Origin of the sequence: Flavobacterium sp. HBTb2-11-1 (genome assembly GCF_009826975.1) — a bacterium.
In the GTDB taxonomy this organism is placed as follows: domain Bacteria; phylum Bacteroidota; class Bacteroidia; order Flavobacteriales; family Flavobacteriaceae; genus Flavobacterium.
The window spans coordinates 77,281-103,524 of record NZ_WUMO01000002.1 but is presented as its reverse complement, the minus strand read 5'-3'; the positions used below and the strand labels follow the sequence as shown (position 1 = coordinate 103,524).

The following is a 26,244-nucleotide window of genomic DNA, read 5'->3' as shown; positions in this document are numbered from 1 at the left end:
AATTTCAATAACAATATCAAAAATCAAATAGCAATAATTAAAAAAGTCAATTTAAAATTTATAATTGAAATTGAATTTTGCCATTGCCTTTGAATTTTGAAATTGAATTTTTGAAATTGATAAAAAAAATATACTATGAAAATATCAGGGGCAGAAGCCGTTATAAGATGTTTATTAGCAGAAGGAGTAGATTTAATTTATGGTTATCCAGGTGGAGCTATAATGCCAGTTTACGACGAATTATATAAATTTCAAGATCAATTGCACCACGTTTTAGTACGTCATGAACAAGGTGCAACGCATGCAGCTCAAGGTTATGCAAGAGCTACAGGAAAAGTAGGAGTGGCAATTGCTACTTCTGGACCAGGAGCTACAAATTTAGTAACTGGTATCGCAGATGCTCAGATCGATTCAACTCCTTTAATATGCATTACTGGTCAAGTTGGAAGACATTTATTAGGATCTGACGCATTTCAGGAAACTGATATTATCGGAATTTCAACTCCGGTTACAAAATGGAATTTCCAAGTAACTGAAGCTTCTCAAATTCCTGAAATTATTGCAAAAGCATTTTACATTGCTCGTTCTGGACGTCCAGGGCCAGTTTTGGTTGATATTACTAAAAATGCTCAATTTGATGAGTTCGAATTTAGTTATGAAAAATGCACAGGAATTAGAAGTTATGTTCCAGTTCCGAAATTAAATTTAGACAAAGTTGCTGAAGCTGCAGCTTTAATCAATAGCGCAAAAAAACCGCTTATTGTTTTTGGTCAGGGAATTATCTTAGGTCAGGCAGAAGCTGAGTTTAAAGCGGTGGTTGAAAAATCTGGAATTCCAGCGGCATGGACAATTTTAGGATTGTCAGCTCTACCAACAGATCATCCTTTGAACGTTGGTATGCTTGGAATGCACGGAAATTATGCGCCAAATTTACTAACAAACGAATGCGATGTTTTAATTGCTTTCGGAATGCGTTTTGATGATCGTGTTACGGGTAAATTAAGCACTTATGCCAAACAGGCAAAAGTAATTCACTTTGAAATTGATCCTGCTGAGATTGACAAAAACGTGAAAACAGATATCGCTGTTTTAGGAGACGTAAAAGAGTCTTTAGCAGCTTTATTGCCACTTCTTGATGCTAAATCTCATGATTTATGGCACAATGAATTCAAAGAGTTGAGTAAAGTTGAATATGATTCAGTAATAAAAGAAGAATTAAATCCAACGAATGGAAAAGGAATTTCGATGGGAGAAACTATCGAAATGATCAACAAACACTCAAAAGGAGATGCCATTATCGTTTCAGATGTTGGACAGCACCAAATGTTTGCGTGCCGTTACGCTAAATTCAATTCAACAAAAAGTAATATTACTTCAGGTGGTTTAGGTACTATGGGATTCGCATTGCCTGCTGCGATTGGAGCAAAAATGGGAAAACCAGAACGCGAAGTAGTGGCGATTATTGGTGATGGAGGCTTCCAGATGACCATTCAAGAACTTGGAACTATTTTCCAAACAGAAGTTCCGGTAAAAATTGTGGTCTTAAACAATGAATTCTTAGGAATGGTTCGCCAATGGCAAGAATTATTCTTTGATAACAGATATGCTTCAACAAAAATGATCAATCCAAATTTCATTGCAATTGCTGAAGGATATCATATCAAATCTAAAAAAGTTACACAAAGAGAAGATCTAGATGCGGCAGTCGCAGAAATGCTGGCTTCAAAAGATTCTTATTTCTTAGAAGTTGTAGTCGAAAAAGAAAACAACGTTTTCCCTATGATTCCAACAGGAGCTTGTGTATCAGAAATTAGATTAAGTTAAGAAAAGTTTCAATCCCGATAGCTATCGGGAAAATAAAACTAAAAAAACATCATGGAAGATAAAACATTTACCATATCGGTATACTCAGAAAATAACGTGGGTTTATTAAATAGAATATCGGGAATATTCTTAAAGCGCCACATTAATATATTAAGTCTAAATGTTTCTGAATCAGAAATAGAGAATGTTTCAAGATTTATCATTGTTGTAAACACGACAGAAAAATGGGTTCAGAATATTGTAGGCCAGATCGAAAAACAAATTGAAGTTATAAAAGCATTTTATCATACAGATGAAGAGACTATTTTCTTAGAAAATGCCTTGTTTAAAATCGCTTCAAGCTTGTTGTTTGACGAGAAACAGATTCAGAATATCATTAAAGAAAGCCAGTCTACGATTGTGACGGTTTCTCGAGATTTCTTTGTGATTTCAAAATCAGGAAGACGTTCTGAAATTGAAGAATTATACCAAAAGTTCAAACCATACGGAATTATGCAGTTTGTGCGTTCGGGAAGAATATCAGTTTCTAAGCAAAAAATGGAAATTTCTTCATTGCTAGAAACTTTTAAATAATAAAATCTTAGTTATATATAATCAATATTAAATTTCATTTCATTAAATATTAAAACAAAAATGGCAAATTATTTCAATACATTACCACTTAGATTACAATTAGAACAATTAGGAGTTTGCGAATTTATGGAGCAATCTGAATTTGCAGACGGAATTGCAGCATTGGCTGGAAAAAAAGTTGTAATTGTTGGTTGTGGAGCACAAGGTTTGAATCAAGGTTTAAACATGAGAGATTCTGGTTTAGACATTTCTTACGCATTGCGTGCAGATGCAATTGCAGAAAAAAGAGCTTCTTATAAAAATGCAACTGAAAATGGTTTCAAAGTAGGAACTTACGAAGAATTGATTCCAACTGCAGATCTAGTTTGCAACCTTACACCAGACAAGCAACACACTGCTGTGGTAACTGCTATTATGCCATTAATGAAACAAGGTTCTACTTTGGCTTATTCTCACGGATTTAACATTGTGGAAGAAGGAATGCAGATTCGTAAAGACATCACTGTTATTATGTGTGCTCCTAAATGTCCAGGTTCTGAGGTGCGTGAAGAATACAAAAGAGGATTTGGAGTTCCAACTCTTATCGCTGTTCACCCAGAGAACGATCCGAACGGATTTGGTTTAGATCAAGCAAAAGCTTATGCTGTAGCAACTGGAGGACACAGAGCTGGAGTTTTAAGATCATCTTTCGTGGCTGAAGTAAAATCAGACTTAATGGGTGAGCAGACAATTCTTTGCGGATTATTGCAAACAGGATCTATTTTATGTTTTGATAAAATGGTTGAAAAAGGAATCGATCCTGCTTATGCATCTAAATTAATCCAATACGGATGGGAAACTATCACTGAAGCTTTGAAACACGGTGGTATTACAAATATGATGGATCGTTTAAACAATCCTTCAAAAATTGAAGCTTACGAATTGGCTGAAGAATTGAAAGATATCATGCGTCCGTTATTCCAAAAACACCAAGACGATATCATTTCTGGGGAATTCTCTAGAACTATGATGATTGACTGGGCAAATGACGATGTTAACTTATTGAAATGGAGAGCTGCAACAGGAGAAACTAACTTCGAAAAAACAGCTCCACAAGAAGCTCCAATCTCTGAGCAAGAATATTTTGATAATGGAGTATTGATGATTGCAATGGTAAAAGCTGGTGTTGAATTAGCTTTCGAAACAATGACAGAGGCTGGAATCATCGAAGAATCTGCTTATTATGAGTCTTTACATGAATTGCCATTAATTGCAAACACAATTGCAAGAAAGAAATTATTCGAAATGAACCGTGTAATTTCTGACACTGCTGAGTACGGATGTTACTTATTTGATCATGCGTGTAAGCCATTATTGACTGAATTCATGAAAAAAGTTGAAACTAATATTATAGGTAAACCATTTTCTACTTCAAACGGAGTAGACAATACCGTATTAATTGCTGTAAACAAAGCAATCCGTCAGCATCCTATCGAAGAAGTAGGAGCTTGGTTGAGAGAGTCTATGACAGCAATGAAAAAAATTGGATAATAAAAAATTGGGAATTTCCGCAGAATCCGATTCTGCGGAATTTGCACTGTATCAATGATTTGTAATATTTTGAATTAGTAAGCACTTATTAAGATAATAGATATAGATGCATATTGCATTCACTTAACTTCAGATAATAAGCAAGTTAAGTGAAGCGGATCCCTAAAATGGGGTATATTTTGAAAAAAAATATACTTGTTGAAATTTCTGTTTTAATTAATAAGGATGCTGCTATTTTCAAAATAGAGAAAAATTTTGCAACGCATTTACAAAATTAATTGTTATTGAAATTTGTTAAATTAAAAAAGGCATAATATCTGTTTATTATGCCTTTTTTGCCCTTAAGTAATAATAAAAAATAAAGTTTTAAAATAATTTCAGATAATTATCATATTTTATTAAATAAATGTTTTTTTTTGATAAAATTTATGAATTAAATTATTTCACGGATACGTTCAGATTTAATACATTTATAAAAAAATTCAACAAACGATGAGCTATTACAAAATTGAAAATTTAGAACAATACTTTAAACATTACAATAAGTCAATAAGAGAGCCAAGAAAATTTTGGGGAAAAATAGCAGAGGAGAATTTCACATGGTACCAGCAATGGGAAAAAGTTGTTGATTTTAATATGGCTGAGGCTGAAGTAAAATGGTTTACAGATGCTAAAGTTAACATTACCAAAAACTGTATTGATAGACATTTAAGCAAAAGAGGAGAGAAGACGGCAATTATTTTTGAACCGAACGATCCTTCTGAAGAGGCTTTACATATATCGTATAATGAGTTATACGAAAGAGTTTCAAAAATGGCAAACGTTCTTCGCGAGCAAGGTGTTCGCAAAGGAGATAGAGTTTGCATTTATTTGCCAATGATTCCGGAATTGGCTGTTGCTGTTTTAGCTTGCGCTAGAATTGGAGCAATTCACTCAGTAGTTTTTGCTGGATTTTCTGCTTCTGCAGTTTCTGCAAGAATCAACGATTGCGAGTGTAAAATGGTGATTACATCTGATGGAGGTTATAGAGGAAATAAAACAATTGATCTTAAAGGAATTGTTGATGAAGCTTTAGAAACTTGTCCTTCTGTAGCAAAAGTTTTAGTTGCAAAAAGAACTAATACTGATGTTAAAATGAAAGAGGGCCGTGATATTTGGTTGCAACCATTATTAGACGTAGCTTTGGATAATAGCGTTGCTGAAATTATGGATGCCGAAGATCCTTTATTTATTTTATATACTTCAGGATCAACAGGAAAACCAAAAGGAATGGTTCATACCACTGCAGGTTACATGGTATATACAGCGTATACTTTTAAAAACGTTTTCAATTACGAAGACAATGACATTTTCTGGTGTACTGCAGATATCGGATGGATTACAGGTCACTCTTATATATTGTACGGACCATTATTGAATGGCGCTACAACTGTAATTTTTGAAGGAGTGCCTTCTTATCCAGATTTTAGCCGTTTTTGGGATATTATCGAAAAACATAAAATTACACAATTCTATACTGCACCAACTGCAATCCGTTCGTTGGCAAAAGAAAGTTTAGATTATATTCAAAAATATCCTCTTAAATCACTTAAAGTTATTGGATCTGTTGGAGAGCCAATCAACGAAGAAGCTTGGCACTGGTTTAATGACCACGTTGGAGATAAGAGATGTCCAGTTGTAGATACTTGGTGGCAGACAGAAACAGGAGGAATCATGATTTCACCTATTGCTTTTGTAACACCAACAAAACCAACGTATGCAACTTTGCCATTGCCTGGAATTCAGCCAGTTTTGATGGATGAAAAACGCAATGAAATTGAAGGAAATCAGGTAGTTGGAAGTTTATGCATTAAATTCCCATGGCCTGGAATTGCCAGAACTATTTGGGGTAATCACGATCGTTACAAAGAAACTTATTTCTCTGCTTTCCCTGGAAAATATTTTACAGGAGACGGAGCGTTAAGAGACGAAGTGGGTTATTACAGAATCACCGGTAGAGTAGATGATGTAGTAATTGTTTCTGGACATAACTTAGGAACTGCGCCAATTGAAGATGCGATCAACGAACATCCAGCTGTTGCAGAATCTGCTATTGTTGGATTCCCTCACGATATTAAAGGAAATGCTTTATATGGTTTTGTAATTCTGAAAGAAACAGGAGAAGTTAGAAACAAAGAAAATCTGGCTAAGGAAATTAATCAATATATTGCAGATCACATTGGACCAATCGCTAAATTAGACAAGATTCAATTCGTTTCTGGTTTGCCAAAAACTCGTTCAGGAAAAATTATGCGTAGAATTCTGCGTAAAATTGCAGAAGGAGATTTTTCTAATTTTGGAGATACAACGACTTTACTAAATCCAGAAGTAGTTGAAGAAATTATGAAAGAAAGAATTTCTTAATTTGAAACATAAACAAAAAAAACGCCTCTTAATTAAGAGGCGTTTTTTTTAAAGAATTTTTAAAAATATATTATTGTACAACTTTTGAATTTGCGTCGTTTACAAAAATAAGTTGCTGCATGTTGCTTAAATTAGTGAGCGACAAAATTCCGTTTTTGTTTTCATTGATTCCATTTATTTTAAAACAGAATTGATTACCATCTTTGTCCATTAAAGTTATAAATTCTGCTGTATCATCCGTAAAATTTTGGCAACTATGCGAAATGGTATATTTATACATTACAGCCATTCTATCTTGGTTATAATTGTAAACTCGCCCGTCTTGCGTAAAAGTCCATTTGATACTTAGGTTTGTTTTAGAATACCAGTTTCCTAAAATTCGTTTAGAAGAAGGGTCTTGATTTTGGGCAAAAATTGCTGAAACAAAAAACAGCAATGGCAACATAAATAAAAGCTTTTTCATAGATTTTTTTAATTAAAAAATAGACTGTGTTTTTGTTTGTTTTTTGGAAATATAATTTGATATAAAATTACAGTTTTACTTAATTTGAAAAATATATGAGCTTATAATTTTGTGTTAAAGCTTAAATAAACAAAATGCCTCTTAAATTTTTAAGAGGCATTTTTATATCATACAGAATTGATTATTTTTAATTTATTTAATTCCCAATCTAGATTTTAATTTCAAGAATAGAAGTCCAATTCTATAGGCATCTTCCGAAGAAGAATTTCTATCACTTTTCGGGATTTTATATATTCCGCACAAATCGTCAAGAGAAAATTGCTTGTCATTTATATCAGTCAATTTTCTATACATCACATCAACATCTAAAGCCTCATTTTTTAGCCTGCCACAGTTTAGACGTTCCAAAGATGCATTCAACATTTCGATATCAAAATTGATATGATGTCCAACCAGAATAGAATTTCCGATAAAATTCACAAAAGCTTCAAGTGCATCAGGTTCAGGCATTTTCATCATTTTGCTTTCAATAATAAATTCATTTGAAAGTCCGTTGTCTTGAAGATATTTATATTGTAATAAAACGGTTTCAAAATTTTCTTTAATAACAATGCTGTTATCGATAACTGAAAAGGCTCCAAGTGATAATATAACATCTTTATCCGGATTTAAGCCAGAAGTTTCAGTTGACAATACAACAAACTTATTAGGTCTAGTTTCGAATTTAGTTAAATAATCTTTCCAGAAATCTGGATAGTCTTTATTGATATTTTTTAGCCAGTCTAGCATGTTTTATGAGAATTGTGTCAATTGAAATTTACTCTTAATCAGTTCCTCCAGGTCTTTCATTGGGGACAATGCATTTTTTAATTTCTCTTTGTCAGATTTTGACATTTCTCTTAAATTAATATATTGGCCAGAGTCGTCATTTTTTAATCCTTCAACAGTTCTAAATTTAGAAAGTGTCAAGAATGCTTCCGCACAGCTTAAGTATATTTCGGCATTTTTAGAATCTGTAATTGCTAATTGTTTGAATCTTAGATAAGTATTTTGAATTCCTTTTATGTTGGCATTTAATATTAATAAACGAGCACCATCAATTAGCGGCATCAAAGCTCTTGTCTTAATATCAAATTTATCTTTATGAGGTCCATCTTCTTCCGTTATAAATTTCTTGAAGAAACTCAAAGGAGAATTTTTCTTTAAGGCATCATTTCCTAAAAAGTCGAAGAACAAAGTATTATTAACGGCATTTTTGAAAATTACGCTTTCTATTGCTTCCTCAATTTTTGGTTCTCCAAAAACAATTTCATAATCAAAGAAAATACTGCTCAAATCATTACTATTTTCACCTGGAGTATTCATCCAGCTATTGTATTGTTTAGTCCAGTCGCTCAATGATTTACACCAAAGCATGTTGCTTGCCATGTGCCCATTTGGACAATAATCATAGCCCACTTTTTCTAGTATAGAAGTAGCTCGTTTAGCCAATCTCAAGAAATAATCTTTTACCTCTCTGTATTTCTCAGGAGTAACATCTTCAAAAATTAAAATACTATCCTGATCTGTAAGCAATAATTGTTCCTTACGACCTTGACTACCAATGCTTAACCACGCAAAACGTGCAGGAGGGGAGCCTAAATCTAAAATTGATAATTCAACTGCTCTTTTAATGATAGCTAAGTTAATCTCACTTGCGATATTGCTAACATGTGAGATTGGGATATTCTTTTGAATCGAGTTCTGAATCAGATCAGATAGACGATCACGTATTTGTTTTAAATCTTTTGGAAGCTGAGAACGCTTAATTTCTTTGATTAATACACCTGGGTTACTAGCCTGAGCAACAATAAGGTCATGTTCAGAAATAATTCCTTTTACAACAGATTTGCTAGTGCCATCTTTAGTAACGCATAAGTGAGTTACATTATGTTTCAGCATTAACAATTGCGCTTCTGCTAAAGACACATTTTCTAAAACTGTAACAACCGGAGATGACATAATTTTGTCAATGGTTTCAGTAATAGGATAGCGTCCTGTCGCAATTTTTGAGGATAAATCAGCATTGGTAACAATACCAATTGGATGATTTTTCTCGCCGCAGATTATGATATTATCTACCATAGAATCGGTCATTAAAATTGCAACATCCTTAATTATAGATGTGGCCTGAGTAGTTAGAGGCGAATTATTGTAGTTAAGTGACTGAATATATTGCATTTCTGTCTGCTGATCAATGTAATCGCTGTCAGAAATTAGCTTGCCATTAGAGCTCACGCTATCTTTGGTATGACGCGAATTTACAGCAAAACTCTCAAGCAGAAAGTTCAACACATTAGAATTATTAGCAACAAATGGTCTAAATACAGCGATTGGAATAGCATAAATAATGCTTTCCTCACGTGCTTTAGCAGTCATCATATAGTTATTTTTGGCAAAAAACGGGCGTAATCCAAAAATATCTCCTTCATGGCATTTGTTTATGATGGTTTCTTCAGCGTCTGCAATAGTCGTTAAATTAATGACACCAGAAGCTACAACATAAAAACTTTCATGAAGCGGATCGTTATTTTGAAATAATACCGCATGCTTTTCTAAATTAATGACACGGATATTCGTGGCAATATCTGATAATTCCTGGAAAGTCAGGTTATCAAACGGTTTGTATTCTTTTAAAAAATCTGCAATATGTTCAGCAACTGTATTCATATATGTGATAATTTATTTTTAAAGTATCGAATGTAAAAATAGTAAAATAAAGTCTTACAACGAAAGGTTCTTTAGCAGAAACTAATTATTTTAAGGAAATGTTAAAAGATAATAGCTACAAGGCTTATAAAAGTTTTTATGTTTTGAAAATCTGAGTATTTCTGATTTTGAAAAAAGATATTTCATTTAATGAAAAATAAACGTCAAAAAGCAAGTCTGATGATTTTGCGATATTTGAAAATTTTATGATTTAAAAGTCATATACAGCATTTATGGCGGTTTGAATTTAAAGGAAAAGATTCAGATTGATACACAAATCGTCGAGCTAATTTTTCAATATTTGAGAATATTTTATTTTAAAAATCATACAGCGTAATTATGGTCAATTTGAATTTCGAGGAATTTGCTCTAATGACCAACTACATTTTCACAAATCAAGATAATCCAAATTTTCAATATTTAGAATTTTTTTAAAACAAAAACCATACAGCGTATTTATACGAGTTTGGAATTTTTTTTTTAAAGAAAAATTTATTCATCAAGTACACATTAGAAGTGAGGAAGTGAAATTTTAGATATTTGAAAACATTTTCAAAAGAAATGCATACAGCACATTTATAGGGCAGTTTCTAAAATATTCTATTTTACATAATATAAATTATAATTCAAAATGAAATAACCCTGAGAAAGGGCTTATTCATATAATTTATTCAAAATCATCTCTTTTGGCACAACATCGCCTCCGCCATTTTTAGTAAACTGAATTACGGCATCGTTTACAAATAAAACTGCGCTAGCGGTAACTCCGTTTTTATCTTTTAGTTTTATTTGCGCTTTATCGCCATGCGGATAAACATGTCCGGAAACTTCTAAAATTCCTGAATTTAAATCTTTGTGTTCGCTCGTAACTTCAGCGGTTCCAAAAATCTTATAATTTGACTGCGCTATTGTAATCATAAAATTATATTCTTTCTTGCAGTCTTTGCATTTTTGGCTTCCCCAAGTTCCTGAGAATTTGTTTTGCTGTGAGAATGCTTGCATGGAGATTAAAAATGCCAGGAAAAGAAATTTTTTCATTTTGTTTGTTTTATTTAAATCTGAACCAAATATAAATCAAAAAAGCATCACAAGTTTGCGATGCTTTTTCTAAAATTTTCTTAAATCTATAATTTTTTCAAGTAAACCGATTTTCCATTTAGTGATACGTCAACTTGATTTGTTTTTTCGTTAAACGTAGTTCGTAATGCATTTCCGTTAAAAATAGTAACGTCGCCGTACACATGACCAGCTTCATTAGATGTGTAATCAAATTTTACCTTTTTGTTTCCTGGCTCGATGCCTAATTTATAACTTGAAAATTTGGTGCCTCTTAAATCAAAATCCTGTTGCGAATCGATAATTTTCCCGTCAGCATAGAAATTTGTGACCGATTTGCTTAAGGTAATGTCCGGATAATACTGATTTACTTTTTTTAAGAGTTCGTATTGTGCAACACTAGCTTCTTCTTGTTTGGATGTAATAGTTTGCGAAAATGAAATTGTTGTAAATAAAACTGCTGCTAGTAAAAGGTACTTTTTCATAATTTCTAATTTAAAGATTAATAAACAGTTACACTAAATAATGTTGGCAATTACTTTAATATATTGTTATAAACTTTTTCAAGTTATACTACAAGATATGAAATCTTTACCTTTGCAGAAAATTATAAGCCACTTTTTAAGATAATGACAACAAAAAAATATATTCAGCTCATCCTGATATTGGGCTCTTTAACCGCTCTCGGTCCTTTTTCAATTGATATGTATCTGCCTGGTTTTTCGGGAATTGCAAAAGATTTAAATACTACTGTTGCCAAGGTTTCAATGAGTTTATCCAGTTATTTCATCGGAATTTCTGCGGGACAATTACTTTATGGCCCTTTATTAGATCGTTTCGGACGCAAAAAACCGTTGTTTGTTGGACTTTTCATTTATATTCTTGCGTCTTTAGGATGTATTTATGTTGCTGATATTGATGCTTTTATAATGCTTCGTTTTATTCAAGCCATCGGAAGTTGCGCTGCAACAGTTGCTTCTGTAGCAATGGTTCGTGATTTGTTTCCTGTAAAAGATATTCCGAAGGTATTTTCGCTTTTAATGCTCGTTGTAGGACTTTCTCCAATGCTGGCGCCAACTATTGGCGGTTATGTTACCGAAGATTTAGGCTGGCACACTGTCTTTTTTATACTAATGTGTATGGGAATCGTGATTTTAGCTGCTTCACAATTTGGGCTTCCAAATACATATAAACCAGATACTTCCATTTCGTTAAAGCCGAAGCCGATTCTGTCTAATTTTCTTTTGGTAATAAAAGAACCTCAATTTTATACGTATGCGTTTACAGGCGCTGTAGCTTTTTCAGGATTATTTTCTTATGTAGCGGCTTCTCCACTAGTTTTTATGGATATTTATAAAGTTGATGCTAAAACTTACGGATGGATTTTTGCTCTTATGTCTGTTAGTTTTATCGGATCTAGTCAGTTGAATTCTATGCTATTAAAGCGATTTTCGAGCGAACAGATGATTTTTGGAGCTTTAATTTCTCAATCTGCCATTAGTATAATATTCTTGATTTTGGCTTTAAATGACCTTTTAGGATTGTATCAGACAATCGGAATGCTGTTCTTGTTTCTGGCATGTTTAGGAATTTCAAATCCAAATACTGCGGGATTAACGTTGGCTCCTTTTGCTAAGAATACCGGAAGTGCTTCTGCATTAATGGGTGCCATTCAGCTTGGAATCGGTGCTTTGGCTTCGTTTGCAGTTGGTGTTTTTGTGAAAGATTCTGTAACGCCAATGGTCGCGATTATGACGACTACAACTATAACCGCATTTATAATTTTAAATATCGGAAAGCGATTTATCAAGCAAAAAGTAGAATTATCTTCAGATGACAGTATTGCTTCTGTTCATTGATTTTAATAGTAAGTGTTTAAAAATCAAATGATAATAATTGATTTTGCGCTTTTATTTCAGTAATTTTATAGGGCATAAAATGGAATGGAATCCAGAAACCATTTTAAAAACGGGGCGAAACCGAAAAGCCACATGAGTAGGAATAAATTTCTAAAGATTATGCCTAAATATGTTATTGAAAGAGAAATCCCAAATGCCGGTAAACTTACATCTGATCAATTAAAAAGTATTTCGCAGGCCTCCTGTGGCGTACTTAGTCAACTAGGAACTCAAATTCAATGGGTTAACAGCTATATTACAAACGATAAATTGTATTGCATTTATATAGCGCCAAATGAAGAAATGGTTTATGAACACGCTAAATTAGGAGGCTTTCCAGCCAATTCTGTAAATCAGGTCACAGGAATAATCGACCCAACTACTGCTGAATAAATAGTTAAATTTCAATTTTTTAAAATTCCAAATTCAATCTATTGAAAAATAGAAAAGCCAAAAACAAAATGTTTTTGGCTTTTTAGTATTTAAAGCTTCCAATTTTGGAATTTGGAATTTAAAAAATTGGAATTTCTATAATTTTAGTTTTGTGTCTTTTTATCTGGTCTGATAATCATTCTAAGCGATTGATCTTTTGCGAAATACGCTACCATCCAGTTCCAGAATGTATTTAATCTGTTTCTGTAAGTGATTAGCGAAATTAAGTGGATAAATAGCCAGATGATCCAAGCAAAGAAACCCTTAAAATGCCATTTTGGACTTGGTAAATCTACAACAGCTTTTGCTTTTCCGATAATTGCCATAGATCCTTTGTCTTTGTAAGCAAAAGGTTTAAGCGGTTTGTTAGCAACCATGGCCTTGAAGTTTTTAGCCAGATTCAGACCTTGCTGAATAGCTACTTGTGCAACCTGCGGATGACCATCAGGGAAATTTTTATCTCCTGCTAAAATAGCAGTGTCACCAATGGCATAAATATTATCCACACCGTTTACTTTATTGAATTCATCCGTAGCCATACGTCGGCCACGTCCGTAACTTTCTTTTGGAATTCCTTCGAAAATTTTAGCAGAAACCCCAGCGGCCCAAATTAAGTTTTTGGTTTTGATGGTTTCTCCATTTTCAAAAACAACGGTATCGTCAACGTAATCTACAACTTTAGTGTTTAATTTCACCACGACTCCAAGTTTAGTCAAAGCCTCTAAAGTATCTTTTTGGGAATCTTTGCTCATTGGAGCCAAAAGTGCATCACCACCATCAACTAAATAAATATTGCTTGCAGAAGTATCTAATTCAGGGTATTCCTTCAATAGAATATTTTTTCTCATTTCGGCAAACATTCCAGAAACCTCCACTCCTGTTGGTCCCCCTCCTGCCACTACGATTGTAAGTAATTTACGTCTTTTTCGCATATCCTTACAAATCGCTGCTTTTTCAAGGTTTTTCAGCAGTGTATTACGCATTACGATGGCATCATTTAAGGTTTTCATCGGAATAGCGTTTTTCATCACGTTTTCCATGCCAAAATAACTCGTTTCTGCTCCAGTTGCGAAAACAAGATAATCGTATTCTAGCTCTCCGTTGCTTAGAGTGATTTTCTTTTCGGCAGGAGAAACTGATAATAATTCGCCTAAACGAAACTGCAGATTTTTTTTGCCAGCAAAGAATTTTCTAAATGGATAACTAATGCTCGATGGCTCTAAAAATGCCGTGGCAACTTGATATATAAGTGGTGGGAAAAAGTTATAATTATTCTTGTCTACAAGCGTTACTTGTATTTGAGGCTGATTTACAAGCTCTTTTGCCAGATTAATTCCTGCAAATCCACCTCCAATAATGACTATTTTCATATATGTTGTATTAAGTAGGATTATAAAATAATTCCTTATAAATATACAACTTTAATATGCAATGACAATTGTCATATTTATTACTTTTTGAATTTTTTAACTGTTTTTTCAACTATATCGATTTTGTTCTGTAAGACATAACTTGCCATTAATTTCTCGATTAGTTCGTCTTTAGTCAAATGATGAAAAACGGTTTTTACTTTTGTTTTTAAATCAGCCGAAAGTTCATGATTTGGTTTTGTTTTAAAGATTTGTCTTGCCCACAAAAGCATATTATTTTCTTCTACGCTTGCTGCGGAAGGTTTTTTAAACTCAGAAAACTGAATTCCCAATTCTCTTTCAAAATCAGCAATTTCAAAAACTTCTTCTTGCTGCAAAACCGTTAAGGAAAGTCCTTTTGCTCCTGCCCTCGCGGTTCTTCCGCTTCGGTGAACATAATTTTCGTAAGTATCAGGCAAATGATAATTAATTACATAGGAGATTTCTTTTACATCTATTCCTCTCGCAGCCAAATCGGTTGCAACTAAGATATTGATGTGGCCTTCGCGAAACTGTTCCATAATTCTATCACGAATTCCTTGCGTTAAACTTCCATGAAGCGCTCCCGAAGAGAACTTATTTATTGCCAGATTTTTGGCTAATTTATTAACAGCAGCTTTAGTTTTACAGAAAATAATTCCTCGTTCTCCGTCTCTAGAATTTAAGAAATGCATTAAAACTTCCAATTTTTCAATCGGATCGACCACAATATACTCATGATCTATTCCTTCATTACCAACTGTTTCCATATTGGCACTAATCTGAACTACATTTTTATGCAAATAATTCTGAATCAGCTGTTTTATGGTTCCAGGAAGTGTCGCTGAAAATAATAAAGTGCGGTGTTTTTTGGGAAGTTCGGCAATAATTTGATCCAAACTTTCTTTAAGAATCGCCACCATTTCGTCTGCTTCATCCAATACCAAATATTCAGCTAGTTTTAAATTGATAGCTTCTCTCTGAATTAGATCGATTAAGCGTCCAGGAGTTGCCACTACAATTTGAGCGCCTTCTTTTAACCTTTCAATTTGCGGTTTTATTGGTGTTCCCCCACAAATTTGAGCAATAGATATATTCGGAATATATTTTGAAAAACTTTCTAAGTTTCTGAAAATCTGCTGGCCCAATTCTCTGGTTGGAACTAAAATCACAGCTTGAACTGTTGTTGATTCTGTATTGACCAATTGCAATAAAGGCAATCCAAAAGCAGCAGTTTTTCCCGTTCCTGTTTTGGCCAAACCAACAATATCATGGGCTTCGTCCAAAAATAACGGAATTGTTTTTTGTTGAATTTCTGTTGGTTCAACAATGTTTAACTCGCTTAAAGCTTTTAAAATTGGAGCCGAAATTCCTAATGTTGAGAATGGTTGAGACATAATTATTTTAGATTTTTGAGTTCTGATTTTAGATTTGATACAGATTACTCAGTATTTGAATGTTTTTTTGGGATGACTTGAAAATAAAAATCTTTGCCAAAGTTTTAAACTTTGACAAAGATCATATAATTTTTTGTATTAATTGAAATTATCAATCAGGCTCATTCATGATTTTCTCACGATATTTTTTACCGATTAATAAAGTTAATCTTTGTTTGTAATCGTCAACCAGCCATTCGCGGTAGTTTTTACTGCATTGGCTCAAACATTTAGAATAACGTTTGATACGATCTTCAATATCATCTTCTAATTCTCTTGCTAGCATTTTTGCTTCCTGTAGCGTTTCAGTATTATCAACACACATCGAAGCATGCTGATCTAGAGATTTATCCAAAACGACTTTAGAACGAAGATTCTGTTTGATGATTAATTTGTGCTCTTCATCTACATCAAAACTAACATCGGCAGTTTTGCTAAATTTCGCACGCAATTCTGCTGGCATGCTGTATTTAAAGAACATTTCAATTTCGTGGTCATCCCGAAGATTTTCCAAGTAAAACTCTGGCGATTTAAAGATATGCTGCCAGTTTACAGGGTCACTCCATAAACCAAAACGAGCGGCGTTGTTTCCTAAATCTATAACTGTAAACTCATCTTTTCCAGGCAATTTACGAGAACCTCGACCAATCATTTGGAAATACAAAGTCAACGATTTTGTTGCTCTGTTCAAAATAATCGTCTCTACAGTAGGCTCGTCAAAACCAGTTGTCAAAATTCCAACAGAAGTCAAAATGGCATCTGGAGTCTTTTTAAACCATTGCAGAATGTCTTTACGCTCTTCAGAACTGCTTGTGTTATCTAAGTGTCTGATATCGTATCCTGCTTCTCTGAACGTTTCATATACATATAAAGAAGTATGAATACCGTTATTGAAAATCAAAGTTTTCTTCCCTAAAGAACGTTCTGTATACGCATGAAGCAGTTTTTCCTGCATCAAAGTATTGGTATACAAATCGTCTGAAGATTTTACAGTATAATCTCCATTGATACCTACTTTTAACGAAGTCAGACCAACATCGTAGCTGTAAGTTGTTGCTTTTGCCAAGAATCCTTTTTCGATTAATGAACCAATTGTATCACCAACAATAAGTTCGTGGTAGCTTTGGTGCATCGGCAATTTTATATTAGAACTCAAAGGTGTTGCCGTTACTCCAAGGATAAAAGCATTTTTAAATGAGTTTAATAATTTTCTAAATGAGTTGTAGTGTGCCTCATCAATAATAACCAAACCAATATTGTCTAGATGAAGTTTTTCATCATTAATACGGTTTTTTAAAGTTTCAACCATTGCCACAAAACATGAAAAATCATTCTGGTCTGGCAATTCTTTTACTTTACTATTGATTATTTTGTTTGTAACGCCAAAACCTGTCAACATTTTTGAAGTTTGTTTACAAAGTTCAATACGGTGCGTCAAAACCACCACTTTTTTATCGTTATTAGACAAATAGCGGCGTACGATTTCAGAAAATATTACTGTTTTTCCTCCTCCAGTTGGAAGCTGATACAGTAAGTGGTGTTTCGGAGGAGCATTATCTAAACGGTCAAAAATAGCGTCAATATCGCCTTTTTGGTATGCATACAGTTCTTTTTTATCTTCTCTTTGTATTTCTAAAGTTTGAGACATTGTTTATTTTTGGATTTTTGCAAAAATACATCGAAAAAACAGTTATTCATCCTCTTTTAACGTAAAATAAATATTTTTTTTGAATAAAGATTTTATATGAGAAAGGGTTCTAGTAGTCGATTTTCTCTAAAATTGCCTCAAAATCGTATCTATTTTTCCATTTTTGATTTAAAGTTTCCTCCAAAATAGCATTAATTCGCAATTTAAAATCAGTAAAAATTCCGTTTGAAACAATATAATTTACCGCCTGCTCAAAAGAATTAAAGATGCTTTTGTAAAATAATTCCTGTTTGACGAAATTCTGCGAAGAAAACGTTTGCGCAATTTCAATATTATAAAGCATAATGTCAGCCACTATATACGAGTCTACGCCCAACATAATAAAATGTTTAATTAATTTTTGAGCAACAGATCTTCTCATTTTGGCTTTCGGACGCCATTTTGCTCCAGGTTTTTTGATTGGGAAATATTCGTGCGAGATTTTGACTTTTGCCTCCTGAAGCAATTTGTCTTCTTTCGGGTTAAAAACAAAGTCATAATACACTTTTACGGGAGCAAATTTCTCGTACAATTCTATCAATTGTTCTTCCAACTGCTCTTTTGATAATTCGCCTAAATATTTTTTTAAATCTCTTTTACTCATAGAGTAAAGATAATTTTCAAAATTTTAAATTCCAAATTCCAATTTTCAGCCCATCGGATTGATTTAATTTGTGAGTTTTAAATTCTAAAATCAATCCAGAATCCTTAATTTTGCTGGCATAAAACTTAAAAAATATATACATGCTCAAGATTTTCAAAGTTACTGCCATTTTAGAGGGAATCTCTTATTTAGTATTATTTGCTAATATGTTAATTATCAAAAACAATAATCCTGAACTTTACCATACATTATTACGTCCGTTAGGAATGACACACGGTGTTTTATTTATCGGATACATTCTTTTAGCCTTTTTATTGAAAAAATCAATGAATTGGGATTTAAAAACTTTTGCAATCATTTTAGTGGCTTCTCTTATTCCGCTTGGAACTTTTTACATTGAGAAAAAATATTTAGAAACTAAAGCAAATGCATAAGTTTTTGGAGAAAATATTTAATTTTTTATATCCTGTTTTTAGAGATTGGGGAATGAGCCGCAACGTGGCGTCTTATACCAGCTTGATCTTTAACATCGCTATTTTAATAGCACTTGCTTATGTAATTTATTACGCCGCCAAATTTATTTTAGTCACTTTGACCGCTATTTTCGCTCAGCGAACTAAAACTAAATTTGACGATTATTTAATTCAAAATAAAACCACTAGATATACCGCTTATTTAATTCCGTTTTTCTTTATTTACAAAGCCGTTCCCGTTATTCTGGATAAATACGAATATTGGGAATCCATGTTTGGAAAAATAGTCGGCATCTATATTGTATTACTCGGATTATGGATTGTTAGAACTGTTTTTAATTCGTTACGTGATTATTTAAAACAAAAACCAGAATACAGCGATAAACCAATTGACAGCTTTGTTCAGGTTATTATGATCGTGCTTTGGATTTTTGGAGTTGCCATGATTATTTCGACTTTATTCGGAATTAAGAAAGGAGAACTTTTAACTATTCTAGGAACACTTTCGGCAATTATCATCTTGATTTTCAGAGATACGATTCTTGGATTTGTTTCTAGTGTTCAGGTTGCCATAAATGATATGGTTCGTATTGGCGACTGGATTACAATGGATAAATTTGGAGCTGACGGAGATGTTATCGAAATCAATTTGACAACTGTAAAAGTTCGAAATTTTGATAACACCATAACCACAATTCCAACCTATGCTTTAAGTTCAGATTCTTTTCAGAACTGGCGCGGAATGCAGAAATCTGAAGGGAGACGCATCAAAAGACATATTTTGATTAAAAGCAGCACCATTCGTTTTTTAAATGATGAAGATTTGCGTCAATTGCGAAAAGTACAGCTCATCACTTCTTATATTGATAGCCGTCAAGCGGAAATTGACCGATACAATGATCTTAGAGGAATTGATAAAACGCTTTCGCTAAATGGCCGAAACATGACCAATTTAGGATTGTTTAGAAAATACATCATTCAATATTTGACTGATCATCCCGGATTAAATAAAAATATGCACATCATATGCCGACAGTTGCAATCGACGGCACATGGAGTTCCGTTGGAGATTTACGTATTTTCAAGTGACAAGCGCTGGGCAAATTATGAATATATTATGGCCGATATTTTCGACCACGTAATGGCGTCAGTAAGATATTTTGATCTTGAAATTTTTGAATTGCCTTCTACTTTAAGTTAGATTTTGTTTCAAGTTTCAGGTTTCAAGTTGAAATAGATTGCGTGTATTTTTACCGCAAAGAGCGCAATCCCGATAGCTATCGGGAACGCAAGGTTCGCAAAGTTTTTACACAAAGCTTTGCGAACTTTGCGTTTTTAGAAGATTTAGCATATCAAAAAACCTTGCTCCCGATAGCTATCGGGATTGCGGTAAAATACACAAAGTAATTCACGTTTGGAATTTGGAATTTTAAAATTTGGAATTTTGTAACATTCACTTCTCTTCTATCCTTTCGAAAAGAAATTCAGGATTATTATACTCAATAGGAACTTCTGGAACATAACACGGAAGATTGAAATACGTTCCGATTACTCCTTTTCCTAAATAAAGTTTTTCGTCTTTCTTTAAAAGTGCCAAAGGAACTCTTTTCCATCCGCCACCAAAAGAAATATAATGGAAATCGCCTCTCAGCGTATCGCCTCTTAAGTCACCTCTCACATCGCCAGAATCTTTTCCTGTTCCGTAATGCGAAATTTCGTAGCGTCCGTAAAAACGTTTATTATTGATGTGAATGTCTAAAACAGCCGTGTCTTTATTGTTTACAGCACGATATAATTGGTGATTGTATTTTTCTTTATCTTCTTTAGAATTGCAAGAAGCTAGTAATAAGCAGAGAAACAGAAATAATCGCATAATTTATTTTTAGAAAAACAAAAATAGGTTTTTACTGTGGGATTATTTCTTTAACTTTAAAGAAAACTAAAAACAAAACCCCATGGAAGATAGAGACACTTTTTTAAAAGAATTCAGAGGCAAAACTTTAGGAACCGTAAGTGCTCAATCTTCAGCAGATGAGATCTTTCAAAACCAGACCATCAGACCTATTTTAAAACTTCAAAACGATCTATTTATAGCCGTTTTTATCAATTATGTAAACAAAAACAAACCTGATTTTTATTCTTATTCAGTTGAAAAGAAACTTCAGACCATCGAAAATTCTATTCAAAAAGACATTAAATTCAGAAATTCGTTAAAAGGAATTGTAATGGCGCTTTTTACAGTTGACGAATACAATACTTATATTCAAAATTCTTCTGACTTAAATAAACGTATGATGAATTTATTAATTGACCGATTGAAAAATCAGGTGCAATTGTTTGAAGTGGAGTCTGATTCTAAGTGATTTTAATGGAAATAGAAATTCTTCAAGATAAAAAACGGAGTTTATATGTTTATAAAAATAATGAGCTGTCGTTTTACTCTAAGGTAAAATTCAACTGGGCAAACAGGATTACAAAAATTTACAATCATGACAACATTTTGCTTTTAGAGGTAGAATATAAAATGACTCTCATAAATTCTCATTATAAGATTTTATTCCAGAACGAATTAGTTAAGGAGAATATAGTAGAAATAACAGATACGAGAATAGTTTTTGATACTAACGAGAGGTTATATACAAAGCAAGGTTATTTTATTGCTATTAACGGAAATTTTTCCTATTATTTTAAAGAAATTAGGGTTTCTCAGTTAAAACAGAAAAATTGGGTTTCAAATCCAAAGATACTTTTAAATATAAATGATGAAAACCTAGAGTTTTTAAATCTTATAATCTTTCATATTTTAGCAACTGGAGCAGGATATAGTTCTGATTAAAAACAATATTAAATTTTAGAATAAATCAATGTTCAACCAATTCCGAAATAAATTCCCTTTAACCGATGAAAAATGGAACGAATACATTGGTTATTTCAATCGGATGGAAGTTCCTGCAAAAACAACTCTTTTAGAAGAAGGTGAAGTTTCAAAAAAGCTTTATATGATTGAAAAGGGTTGTATTCGGGTTTGGTTTAACAATAATGGAAAGGATCTTACTACGCAATTCTTCTTTGAAAATCAGAGTGTTGCTTCAATCGAAAGTTTTATGAAGAAACTTCCAAGTCCAACAAACATAGAAACGATTGAACCTTCAGTTTTATGGTGGATTCATAAAAATGATCTGGATAAAATTCTCGAAGAAATCAAAGAAATTCCAGAATTAAGGGATAGTCTAATTAATATGCTTTTTGAGCGTACTTTTGATTATATGAAATATTTTGTTTCGTTCATAAAAAATTCTCCTGTAGAACGATATACTAATTTAATTAAAGAAAGGCCTCAGATCATAATGCGTGTTCCGCAGCATTATATCGCTTCTTATTTGGGGATAACGACTGTGCATCTAAGCAGACTAAAAAGTAAACTATTAAGTAAAGAATAATTGACTTTTAAGTCAAGCTTAAATTGACTTATATAACTTATATGGTTTAAAGAAAAATTTGATAACAAATGTTATCGTTTGCCCATATACGACTTTATAATTTTGCTTCATAAAATTAAATAATTATGAAAGCAGCAGTAGTTTATAAAAAAGGCGAATTGCCAAAATATTCAGAATTTCCAGAACCAATTACATCAAATGAAAACGAAGTTTTGGTTTCGGTAAAAGCCGTAGCCATTACCAATTTGGATAAAGGAATTGCGAGCGGAGAACATTATTCTTCAGAAAAAGAAAATCAAAACGGATTTATAGTCGGAAGCGACGGAATCGGAGTTCTAGAAAACGGAACAAGAGTTTACGCTCGCGGTATCTCTGGAACAATAGCCGAAAAAGCACTTGTTGAGAAAAACCGAATGGTGGCTTTGCCAGACAGAATCGATGATGCAACAGCCGCAGCAATGCCAAATGCAGTCGCTGGTTCGGCAATGGCACTTCGTTTTAGAGCGGGAATAAAACCAGGAGAAACGGTTTTAATTAATGGAGCAACTGGCTTTACGGGACAAATGGCTGTTCAAATTACAAAGCATTATGGAGCTAAAAACATTATTGTTACAGGAAGAAATGAAAAATCGCTTGAAAGTCTTTTGGAATTGGGCGCCGACGAAATTCTTTCCCTAAAACAAGACGACGAATATTTTATTTCTCAGCTAAGAGAAATCCATAAAAATACTCCAATAGATATTGTAATAGATTATTTATGGGGACATTCGGCAGAACTAATTCTTTCGGTTTTAAAAGGAAATGGAAATTTTACGCATAAAACCCGATATGTTTCTGTTGGCTCAATTTCTGGAGATACCATTCAATTATCTGCACAGATTTTACGAAGTGTCGATCTTCAGTTATCAGGTTCAGGATTAGGAAGTTGGTCAAAAGAAGAAGTCAAGCTATTATTTTCTGAAATCCTGCCTGAAATGTTTCTTTTGGCTTCAAAAAATATACTAAAAGTAAATATTGAAACGGTGAATTTATCAGATATAGAAAAAATGTGGAATACAGAAGTTCCTGATGGAAGACGTTTAGTGGTTCTTATTTAAAGGTTCTAAGGTACTAAGTTTTTTTTAGACTCAGAACCTTAGCGTCTTAGCTACTTAGTATCTTAGAACCTCAAGTAAAACTTGTTCAAATCTATTTTTCGGTAAAAACTGATCTTCTAAAGCTTTTGTGAACGGAATTGGAGAATCTAAACTCGCTACGCGTTTTACAGGAGCATCTAGATATTCGAAGCAGTTTTCCATAATTAAAGCCAAAATATCACTTGCGATTCCGCCAAACATTGTGTCTTCTTGGTAAATAATAGCTCTTCCTGTTTTCTTAATAGAAGCAAAAATAGTTTCGGTATCTAAAGGCTGTAAAGTTCTTAAATCAATTACATCAGCATCAATTTCTGCATGTTGCGATAAAGTGTCTAAAGTCCAATGAACAGTTGCTCCAAAAGCAATAATCGTTACCGATTTTCCTTCTTTTACCAAAGCGGCTTTACCTAAAGGAATAGTATAATAGTCTTTCGGAACATCTTGATAAATACTGCGGTATAATAATTTATGTTCGAAGAATAAAACAGGATTTGGGTCGTTAATTGCTGTGTTCAAAAGCCCCTTTGCATCGTATGGAAATGCTGGATAAACTACTTTTAAACCAGGCGTTTTAGTAAACCAAGCTTCGTTGGTTTGTGAGTGAAATGGCCCAGCCTGAGTTCCTCCACCGCAAGGCATACGAACGACAACATCGGCTTTTTCGCCCCAGCGGTAATGAGATTTAGCCAAAAGATTCACAATCGGATTAAATCCAGACGAAACAAAATCGGCAAATTGCATTTCTACAATCGCTTTATATCCATTTATAGAAAGCCCCATTCCGGTTGAAATCACGCCGCTTTCGCAAATTGGCGTATTGCGTATTCTGTCTTTTCCAAAAGCATCAACAAAACCCTCTGTAATTTTAAAAGCTCCGCCATATTCAGCAATATCCTGCCCCATAATCACAAGGTTTTTATGGCGCCACATAGACTGCTCTAAACTATTTCTGATGGCATCTATAAAACGAATATTTTCTGATTCAGAATTAGGACTATATTCCTCATATTGAAACTCTTCATAAACATCATCTAATTCCCCACTGTAAGTTGGTTCAATTTCAGGTTCAGCATTTGCAACTGCCCAATTTTCATCAATTTCGTGTTTGATTTGGGCATGAAATTGTTCGTCTAATTCAGCGGTTAGAATTCCGTTTTCGGTCAAATATTTTCTGTAATTGGTAACAGGATCTCTCAGTTCCCATTGATCCATTAAATCCTGAGGAACGTATTTTGTACCACTCGCCTCTTCATGACCGCGCATTCTGAAGGTTTTGAACTCCAATAAAATCGGACGCGGATCTTCTTGCATTTCTTTCTTTAACTTAGACAGTTTATTGTAGATTTCGACAATATTATTTCCGTCAATAATCCAGCTTTCAATTCCGTAACCAATTCCTTTATCTGCAAGATTTTCACAAGCATATTGTTCGTTGGTTGGCGTTGAAAGTCCGTAACCATTATTTTCAATAACAAACATTACAGGCAGTTTCCAAACGGCTGCAATATTTAGAGCTTCGTGGAAATCGCCTTCGCTTGTAGCGCCTTCTCCGGTAAAAACAGCGGTAATTTTTTTATTGTCTTGAAGTTTATTCGCAAGAGCGATTCCGTCAGCAATTCCTAACTGAGGTCCCAAATGCGAAATCATTCCAATGATATTATATTCTTGCGTTCCGAAGTGAAAACTTCTATCTCGGCCTTTTGTAAAACCGTTTGCTTTTCCTTGCCATTGCGAGAATAGACGGTGAAGCGGAATCTCTCTAGTAGTAAAAACACCAAGATTTCGGTGCATTGGAAGCACATATTCAGACGGATCTAAAACAGCTGTTACCCCAACAGCAATGGCTTCTTGTCCTATTCCAGAAAACCATTTGGAAACTTTTCCTTGTCGAATCAAGATAAGCATCTTTTCTTCGATCAGTCGTGGTTTTAATATTTTTTTATATAAATCTAATAATTGCGCGTCAGTCAGGTTTTGGCGGTAAAAGATCATGTAATTTTTTGTTTTTTAGTGTTTCAAATATAACAAATTGCGGGTGTTTTATTAGATTATAAAATAAAATTTTAATCAGAAATCTGCTTTTAATGCCTGAGCTTAAGATTATTTTCTAAAATATTATCTACCTTTGTTAGCGAAAGGTACTTATGACACCTTTCTTCTTTAAAATAAAAAATGTAAAGTATGCAAAACATTCCTAGTGTAGACTTACGTGATTTCCTTTCGGACGACCCGAAACGTAAACAAAAATTTGTAAATGAAATCGGCAGTGCATTTGAAAACATTGGCTTCGTAGCCTTAAAAGGTCATTTTCTTGATGACCAATTGGTAAACGAACTTTATGGCGAAATTAGAAACTTCTTCGCCTTGCCAATAGAAACTAAGCATAAATATGAAATTCCTGGAATCGGCGGACAAAGAGGTTATGTTTCTTTTGGAAAAGAACATGCTAAAGGACGCAAAGAAGGAGATTTAAAAGAATTTTGGCATTTTGGCCAATACGTTGACAAAGATTCAAGATGGGCTTCTGAATACCCAGACAATGTTGAAGTTACCGAATTGCCTCGTTTTAATGCGGTTGGTAAAGAAGCGTACCAAAAATTGGAAAAAACGGGTGTTTATGTTTTAAGAGCTTTGGCTTTACATTTAGGTTTAGATGAGTTTTATTTTGATGAATACGCAAAAGAAGGAAACTCAATTTTAAGACCAATCCACTATCCTCCTATTACTTCTGAGCCAGAAAACGCCATTCGTGCGGCGGCTCACGGTGATATCAACTTGATTACATTGTTGATGGGAGCTCAAGGAAAAGGATTACAGGTTCAAAACCACAACGGCGATTGGATTGATGCCATTGCTGAAGATGACGAATTGGTAATCAACGTTGGTGATATGTTGTCTAGACACACCAATAATAAACTAAAATCTACAATTCACCAAGTGGTAAATCCGCCAAGAGAATTGTGGGGAACTTCACGTTATTCAATTCCGTTTTTCATGCACCCAGTAAGCGATATGCGTTTGGATTGTCTTGAAAATTGCATTGATGAAGAAAACCCAAAAAAATACGAAGATATTACAGCTGGAGAGTTCTTATACGAACGTTTAGTAGAATTAGGCTTAATCAAAAAGTAAGCTTAAATATTTTCTAGATAT

At 33.5% G+C, this 26,244-nt stretch carries 24 protein-coding genes; 13 read left to right on the top strand and 11 right to left on the bottom strand.

The window, feature by feature from the left end:
* Positions 1-135 precede the first annotated feature (135 nt).
* The 4 genes from ilvB to acs all read left to right on the top strand — a co-directional run bounded on the left by ilvB (position 136) and on the right by acs (position 6,330).
* Complete coding sequence (gene ilvB, locus GR162_RS05585) at positions 136-1,824, top strand: biosynthetic-type acetolactate synthase large subunit (protein WP_160781309.1); 1,689 nt, start codon at positions 136-138, stop codon at positions 1,822-1,824.
* Between the two features lie 51 nt (positions 1,825-1,875).
* A complete protein-coding gene (gene ilvN, locus GR162_RS05580; protein WP_008464099.1) occupies positions 1,876-2,397 on the top strand; it encodes an acetolactate synthase small subunit in 522 nt (173 codons plus the stop codon).
* A gap of 60 nt (positions 2,398-2,457) precedes the next feature.
* Entirely contained in the window at positions 2,458-3,927 is a 1,470-nt protein-coding gene (gene ilvC, locus GR162_RS05575) for a ketol-acid reductoisomerase (RefSeq protein WP_008464100.1), read from the top strand.
* Between the two features lie 492 nt (positions 3,928-4,419).
* Entirely contained in the window at positions 4,420-6,330 is a 1,911-nt protein-coding gene (gene acs / locus GR162_RS05570; protein WP_160781308.1) for an acetate--CoA ligase, read from the top strand.
* Between the two features lie 70 nt (positions 6,331-6,400).
* Here acs and GR162_RS05565 read toward each other — a convergent pair whose 3' ends face one another.
* The 5 genes from GR162_RS05565 to GR162_RS05545 form a co-directional block, all read right to left on the bottom strand.
* Positions 6,401-6,793 carry a hypothetical protein gene (locus GR162_RS05565; RefSeq protein ID WP_160781307.1) on the bottom strand — a complete coding sequence of 131 codons (393 nt, stop codon included), beginning with the start codon at positions 6,791-6,793 and terminating at the stop codon, positions 6,401-6,403.
* Between the two features lie 192 nt (positions 6,794-6,985).
* Entirely contained in the window at positions 6,986-7,582 is a 597-nt protein-coding gene (locus tag GR162_RS05560) for a 3'-5' exonuclease (protein WP_160781306.1), read from the bottom strand.
* A gap of 3 nt (positions 7,583-7,585) precedes the next feature.
* Positions 7,586-9,502: a DUF294 nucleotidyltransferase-like domain-containing protein gene (locus GR162_RS05555; protein WP_160781305.1), complete on the bottom strand. Its 1,917-nt coding sequence runs from the start codon at positions 9,500-9,502 to the stop codon at positions 7,586-7,588.
* 693 nt (positions 9,503-10,195) lie between these two features.
* A complete protein-coding gene (locus tag GR162_RS05550; protein WP_160781304.1) occupies positions 10,196-10,579 on the bottom strand; it encodes a hypothetical protein in 384 nt (127 codons plus the stop codon).
* A gap of 86 nt (positions 10,580-10,665) precedes the next feature.
* Positions 10,666-11,082, bottom strand: a complete 417-nt coding sequence (locus tag GR162_RS05545; RefSeq protein ID WP_160781303.1) for a hypothetical protein — start codon at positions 11,080-11,082, stop codon at positions 10,666-10,668.
* A gap of 144 nt (positions 11,083-11,226) precedes the next feature.
* Between GR162_RS05545 and GR162_RS05540 the strand changes: the two genes are divergently transcribed.
* Both GR162_RS05540 and GR162_RS05535 read left to right on the top strand, forming a co-directional pair.
* Positions 11,227-12,456 carry a multidrug effflux MFS transporter gene (locus GR162_RS05540; protein WP_160781302.1) on the top strand — a complete coding sequence of 410 codons (1,230 nt, stop codon included), beginning with the start codon at positions 11,227-11,229 and terminating at the stop codon, positions 12,454-12,456.
* A gap of 132 nt (positions 12,457-12,588) precedes the next feature.
* Positions 12,589-12,888, top strand: a complete 300-nt coding sequence (locus tag GR162_RS05535) for a DUF4242 domain-containing protein (RefSeq protein WP_237421293.1) — start codon at positions 12,589-12,591, stop codon at positions 12,886-12,888.
* Positions 12,889-13,031: 143 nt separating this feature from the next.
* Here GR162_RS05535 and GR162_RS05530 read toward each other — a convergent pair whose 3' ends face one another.
* From GR162_RS05530 to GR162_RS05515, 4 genes are all read right to left on the bottom strand, one after another.
* The gene (locus tag GR162_RS05530; protein WP_160781301.1) at positions 13,032-14,297 is read right to left on the bottom strand and encodes an NAD(P)/FAD-dependent oxidoreductase; all 1,266 of its coding nucleotides are present in this window, start codon (positions 14,295-14,297) and stop codon (positions 13,032-13,034) included.
* Between the two features lie 80 nt (positions 14,298-14,377).
* Complete coding sequence (locus GR162_RS05525) at positions 14,378-15,712, bottom strand: DEAD/DEAH box helicase (RefSeq protein WP_160781300.1); 1,335 nt, start codon at positions 15,710-15,712, stop codon at positions 14,378-14,380.
* A 151-nt stretch (positions 15,713-15,863) separates the two neighbouring features.
* The gene (locus GR162_RS05520) at positions 15,864-17,399 is read right to left on the bottom strand and encodes a DEAD/DEAH box helicase (protein ID WP_160781299.1); all 1,536 of its coding nucleotides are present in this window, start codon (positions 17,397-17,399) and stop codon (positions 15,864-15,866) included.
* A 109-nt stretch (positions 17,400-17,508) separates the two neighbouring features.
* The gene (locus GR162_RS05515) at positions 17,509-18,042 is read right to left on the bottom strand and encodes a DUF6155 family protein (RefSeq protein WP_160781298.1); all 534 of its coding nucleotides are present in this window, start codon (positions 18,040-18,042) and stop codon (positions 17,509-17,511) included.
* Between the two features lie 140 nt (positions 18,043-18,182).
* Here GR162_RS05515 and GR162_RS05510 point away from each other — a divergent pair, with 140 nt between their 5' ends.
* Positions 18,183-18,476 (top strand): DUF3817 domain-containing protein, encoded by a 294-nt coding sequence (locus GR162_RS05510; protein WP_160781297.1) that lies wholly within the window; start codon positions 18,183-18,185, stop codon positions 18,474-18,476.
* The gene (locus GR162_RS05505) at positions 18,469-19,716 is read left to right on the top strand and encodes a mechanosensitive ion channel family protein (protein ID WP_160781296.1); all 1,248 of its coding nucleotides are present in this window, start codon (positions 18,469-18,471) and stop codon (positions 19,714-19,716) included. Before GR162_RS05510 ends, GR162_RS05505 begins: the two co-directional genes overlap by 8 nt.
* Before the next feature lie 252 nt (positions 19,717-19,968).
* Here the strand turns inward: GR162_RS05505 and GR162_RS05500 are convergent, their stop codons facing one another.
* Positions 19,969-20,388 carry a hypothetical protein gene (locus GR162_RS05500; protein ID WP_160781295.1) on the bottom strand — a complete coding sequence of 140 codons (420 nt, stop codon included), beginning with the start codon at positions 20,386-20,388 and terminating at the stop codon, positions 19,969-19,971.
* A gap of 82 nt (positions 20,389-20,470) precedes the next feature.
* Here GR162_RS05500 and GR162_RS05495 point away from each other — a divergent pair, with 82 nt between their 5' ends.
* The 4 genes from GR162_RS05495 to GR162_RS05480 all read left to right on the top strand — a co-directional run bounded on the left by GR162_RS05495 (position 20,471) and on the right by GR162_RS05480 (position 23,052).
* A complete protein-coding gene (locus GR162_RS05495) occupies positions 20,471-20,878 on the top strand; it encodes a glyoxalase (RefSeq protein WP_160781294.1) in 408 nt (135 codons plus the stop codon).
* Between the two features lie 5 nt (positions 20,879-20,883).
* Positions 20,884-21,351 (top strand): hypothetical protein, encoded by a 468-nt coding sequence (locus tag GR162_RS05490; protein WP_160781293.1) that lies wholly within the window; start codon positions 20,884-20,886, stop codon positions 21,349-21,351.
* 28 nt (positions 21,352-21,379) lie between these two features.
* Positions 21,380-21,955, top strand: a complete 576-nt coding sequence (locus GR162_RS05485) for a Crp/Fnr family transcriptional regulator (protein ID WP_160781292.1) — start codon at positions 21,380-21,382, stop codon at positions 21,953-21,955.
* A 125-nt stretch (positions 21,956-22,080) separates the two neighbouring features.
* Positions 22,081-23,052 carry a zinc-binding alcohol dehydrogenase family protein gene (locus GR162_RS05480; RefSeq protein ID WP_160781291.1) on the top strand — a complete coding sequence of 324 codons (972 nt, stop codon included), beginning with the start codon at positions 22,081-22,083 and terminating at the stop codon, positions 23,050-23,052.
* Positions 23,053-23,106: 54 nt separating this feature from the next.
* Here the strand turns inward: GR162_RS05480 and GR162_RS05475 are convergent, their stop codons facing one another.
* Positions 23,107-25,083, bottom strand: coding sequence for a thiamine pyrophosphate-dependent enzyme (locus GR162_RS05475; RefSeq protein ID WP_160781290.1), 1,977 nt, complete (start codon positions 25,081-25,083; stop codon positions 23,107-23,109).
* A 189-nt stretch (positions 25,084-25,272) separates the two neighbouring features.
* Here GR162_RS05475 and GR162_RS05470 point away from each other — a divergent pair, with 189 nt between their 5' ends.
* Entirely contained in the window at positions 25,273-26,223 is a 951-nt protein-coding gene (locus GR162_RS05470; RefSeq protein WP_091131702.1) for an isopenicillin N synthase family oxygenase, read from the top strand.
* Positions 26,224-26,244 lie beyond the last annotated feature (21 nt).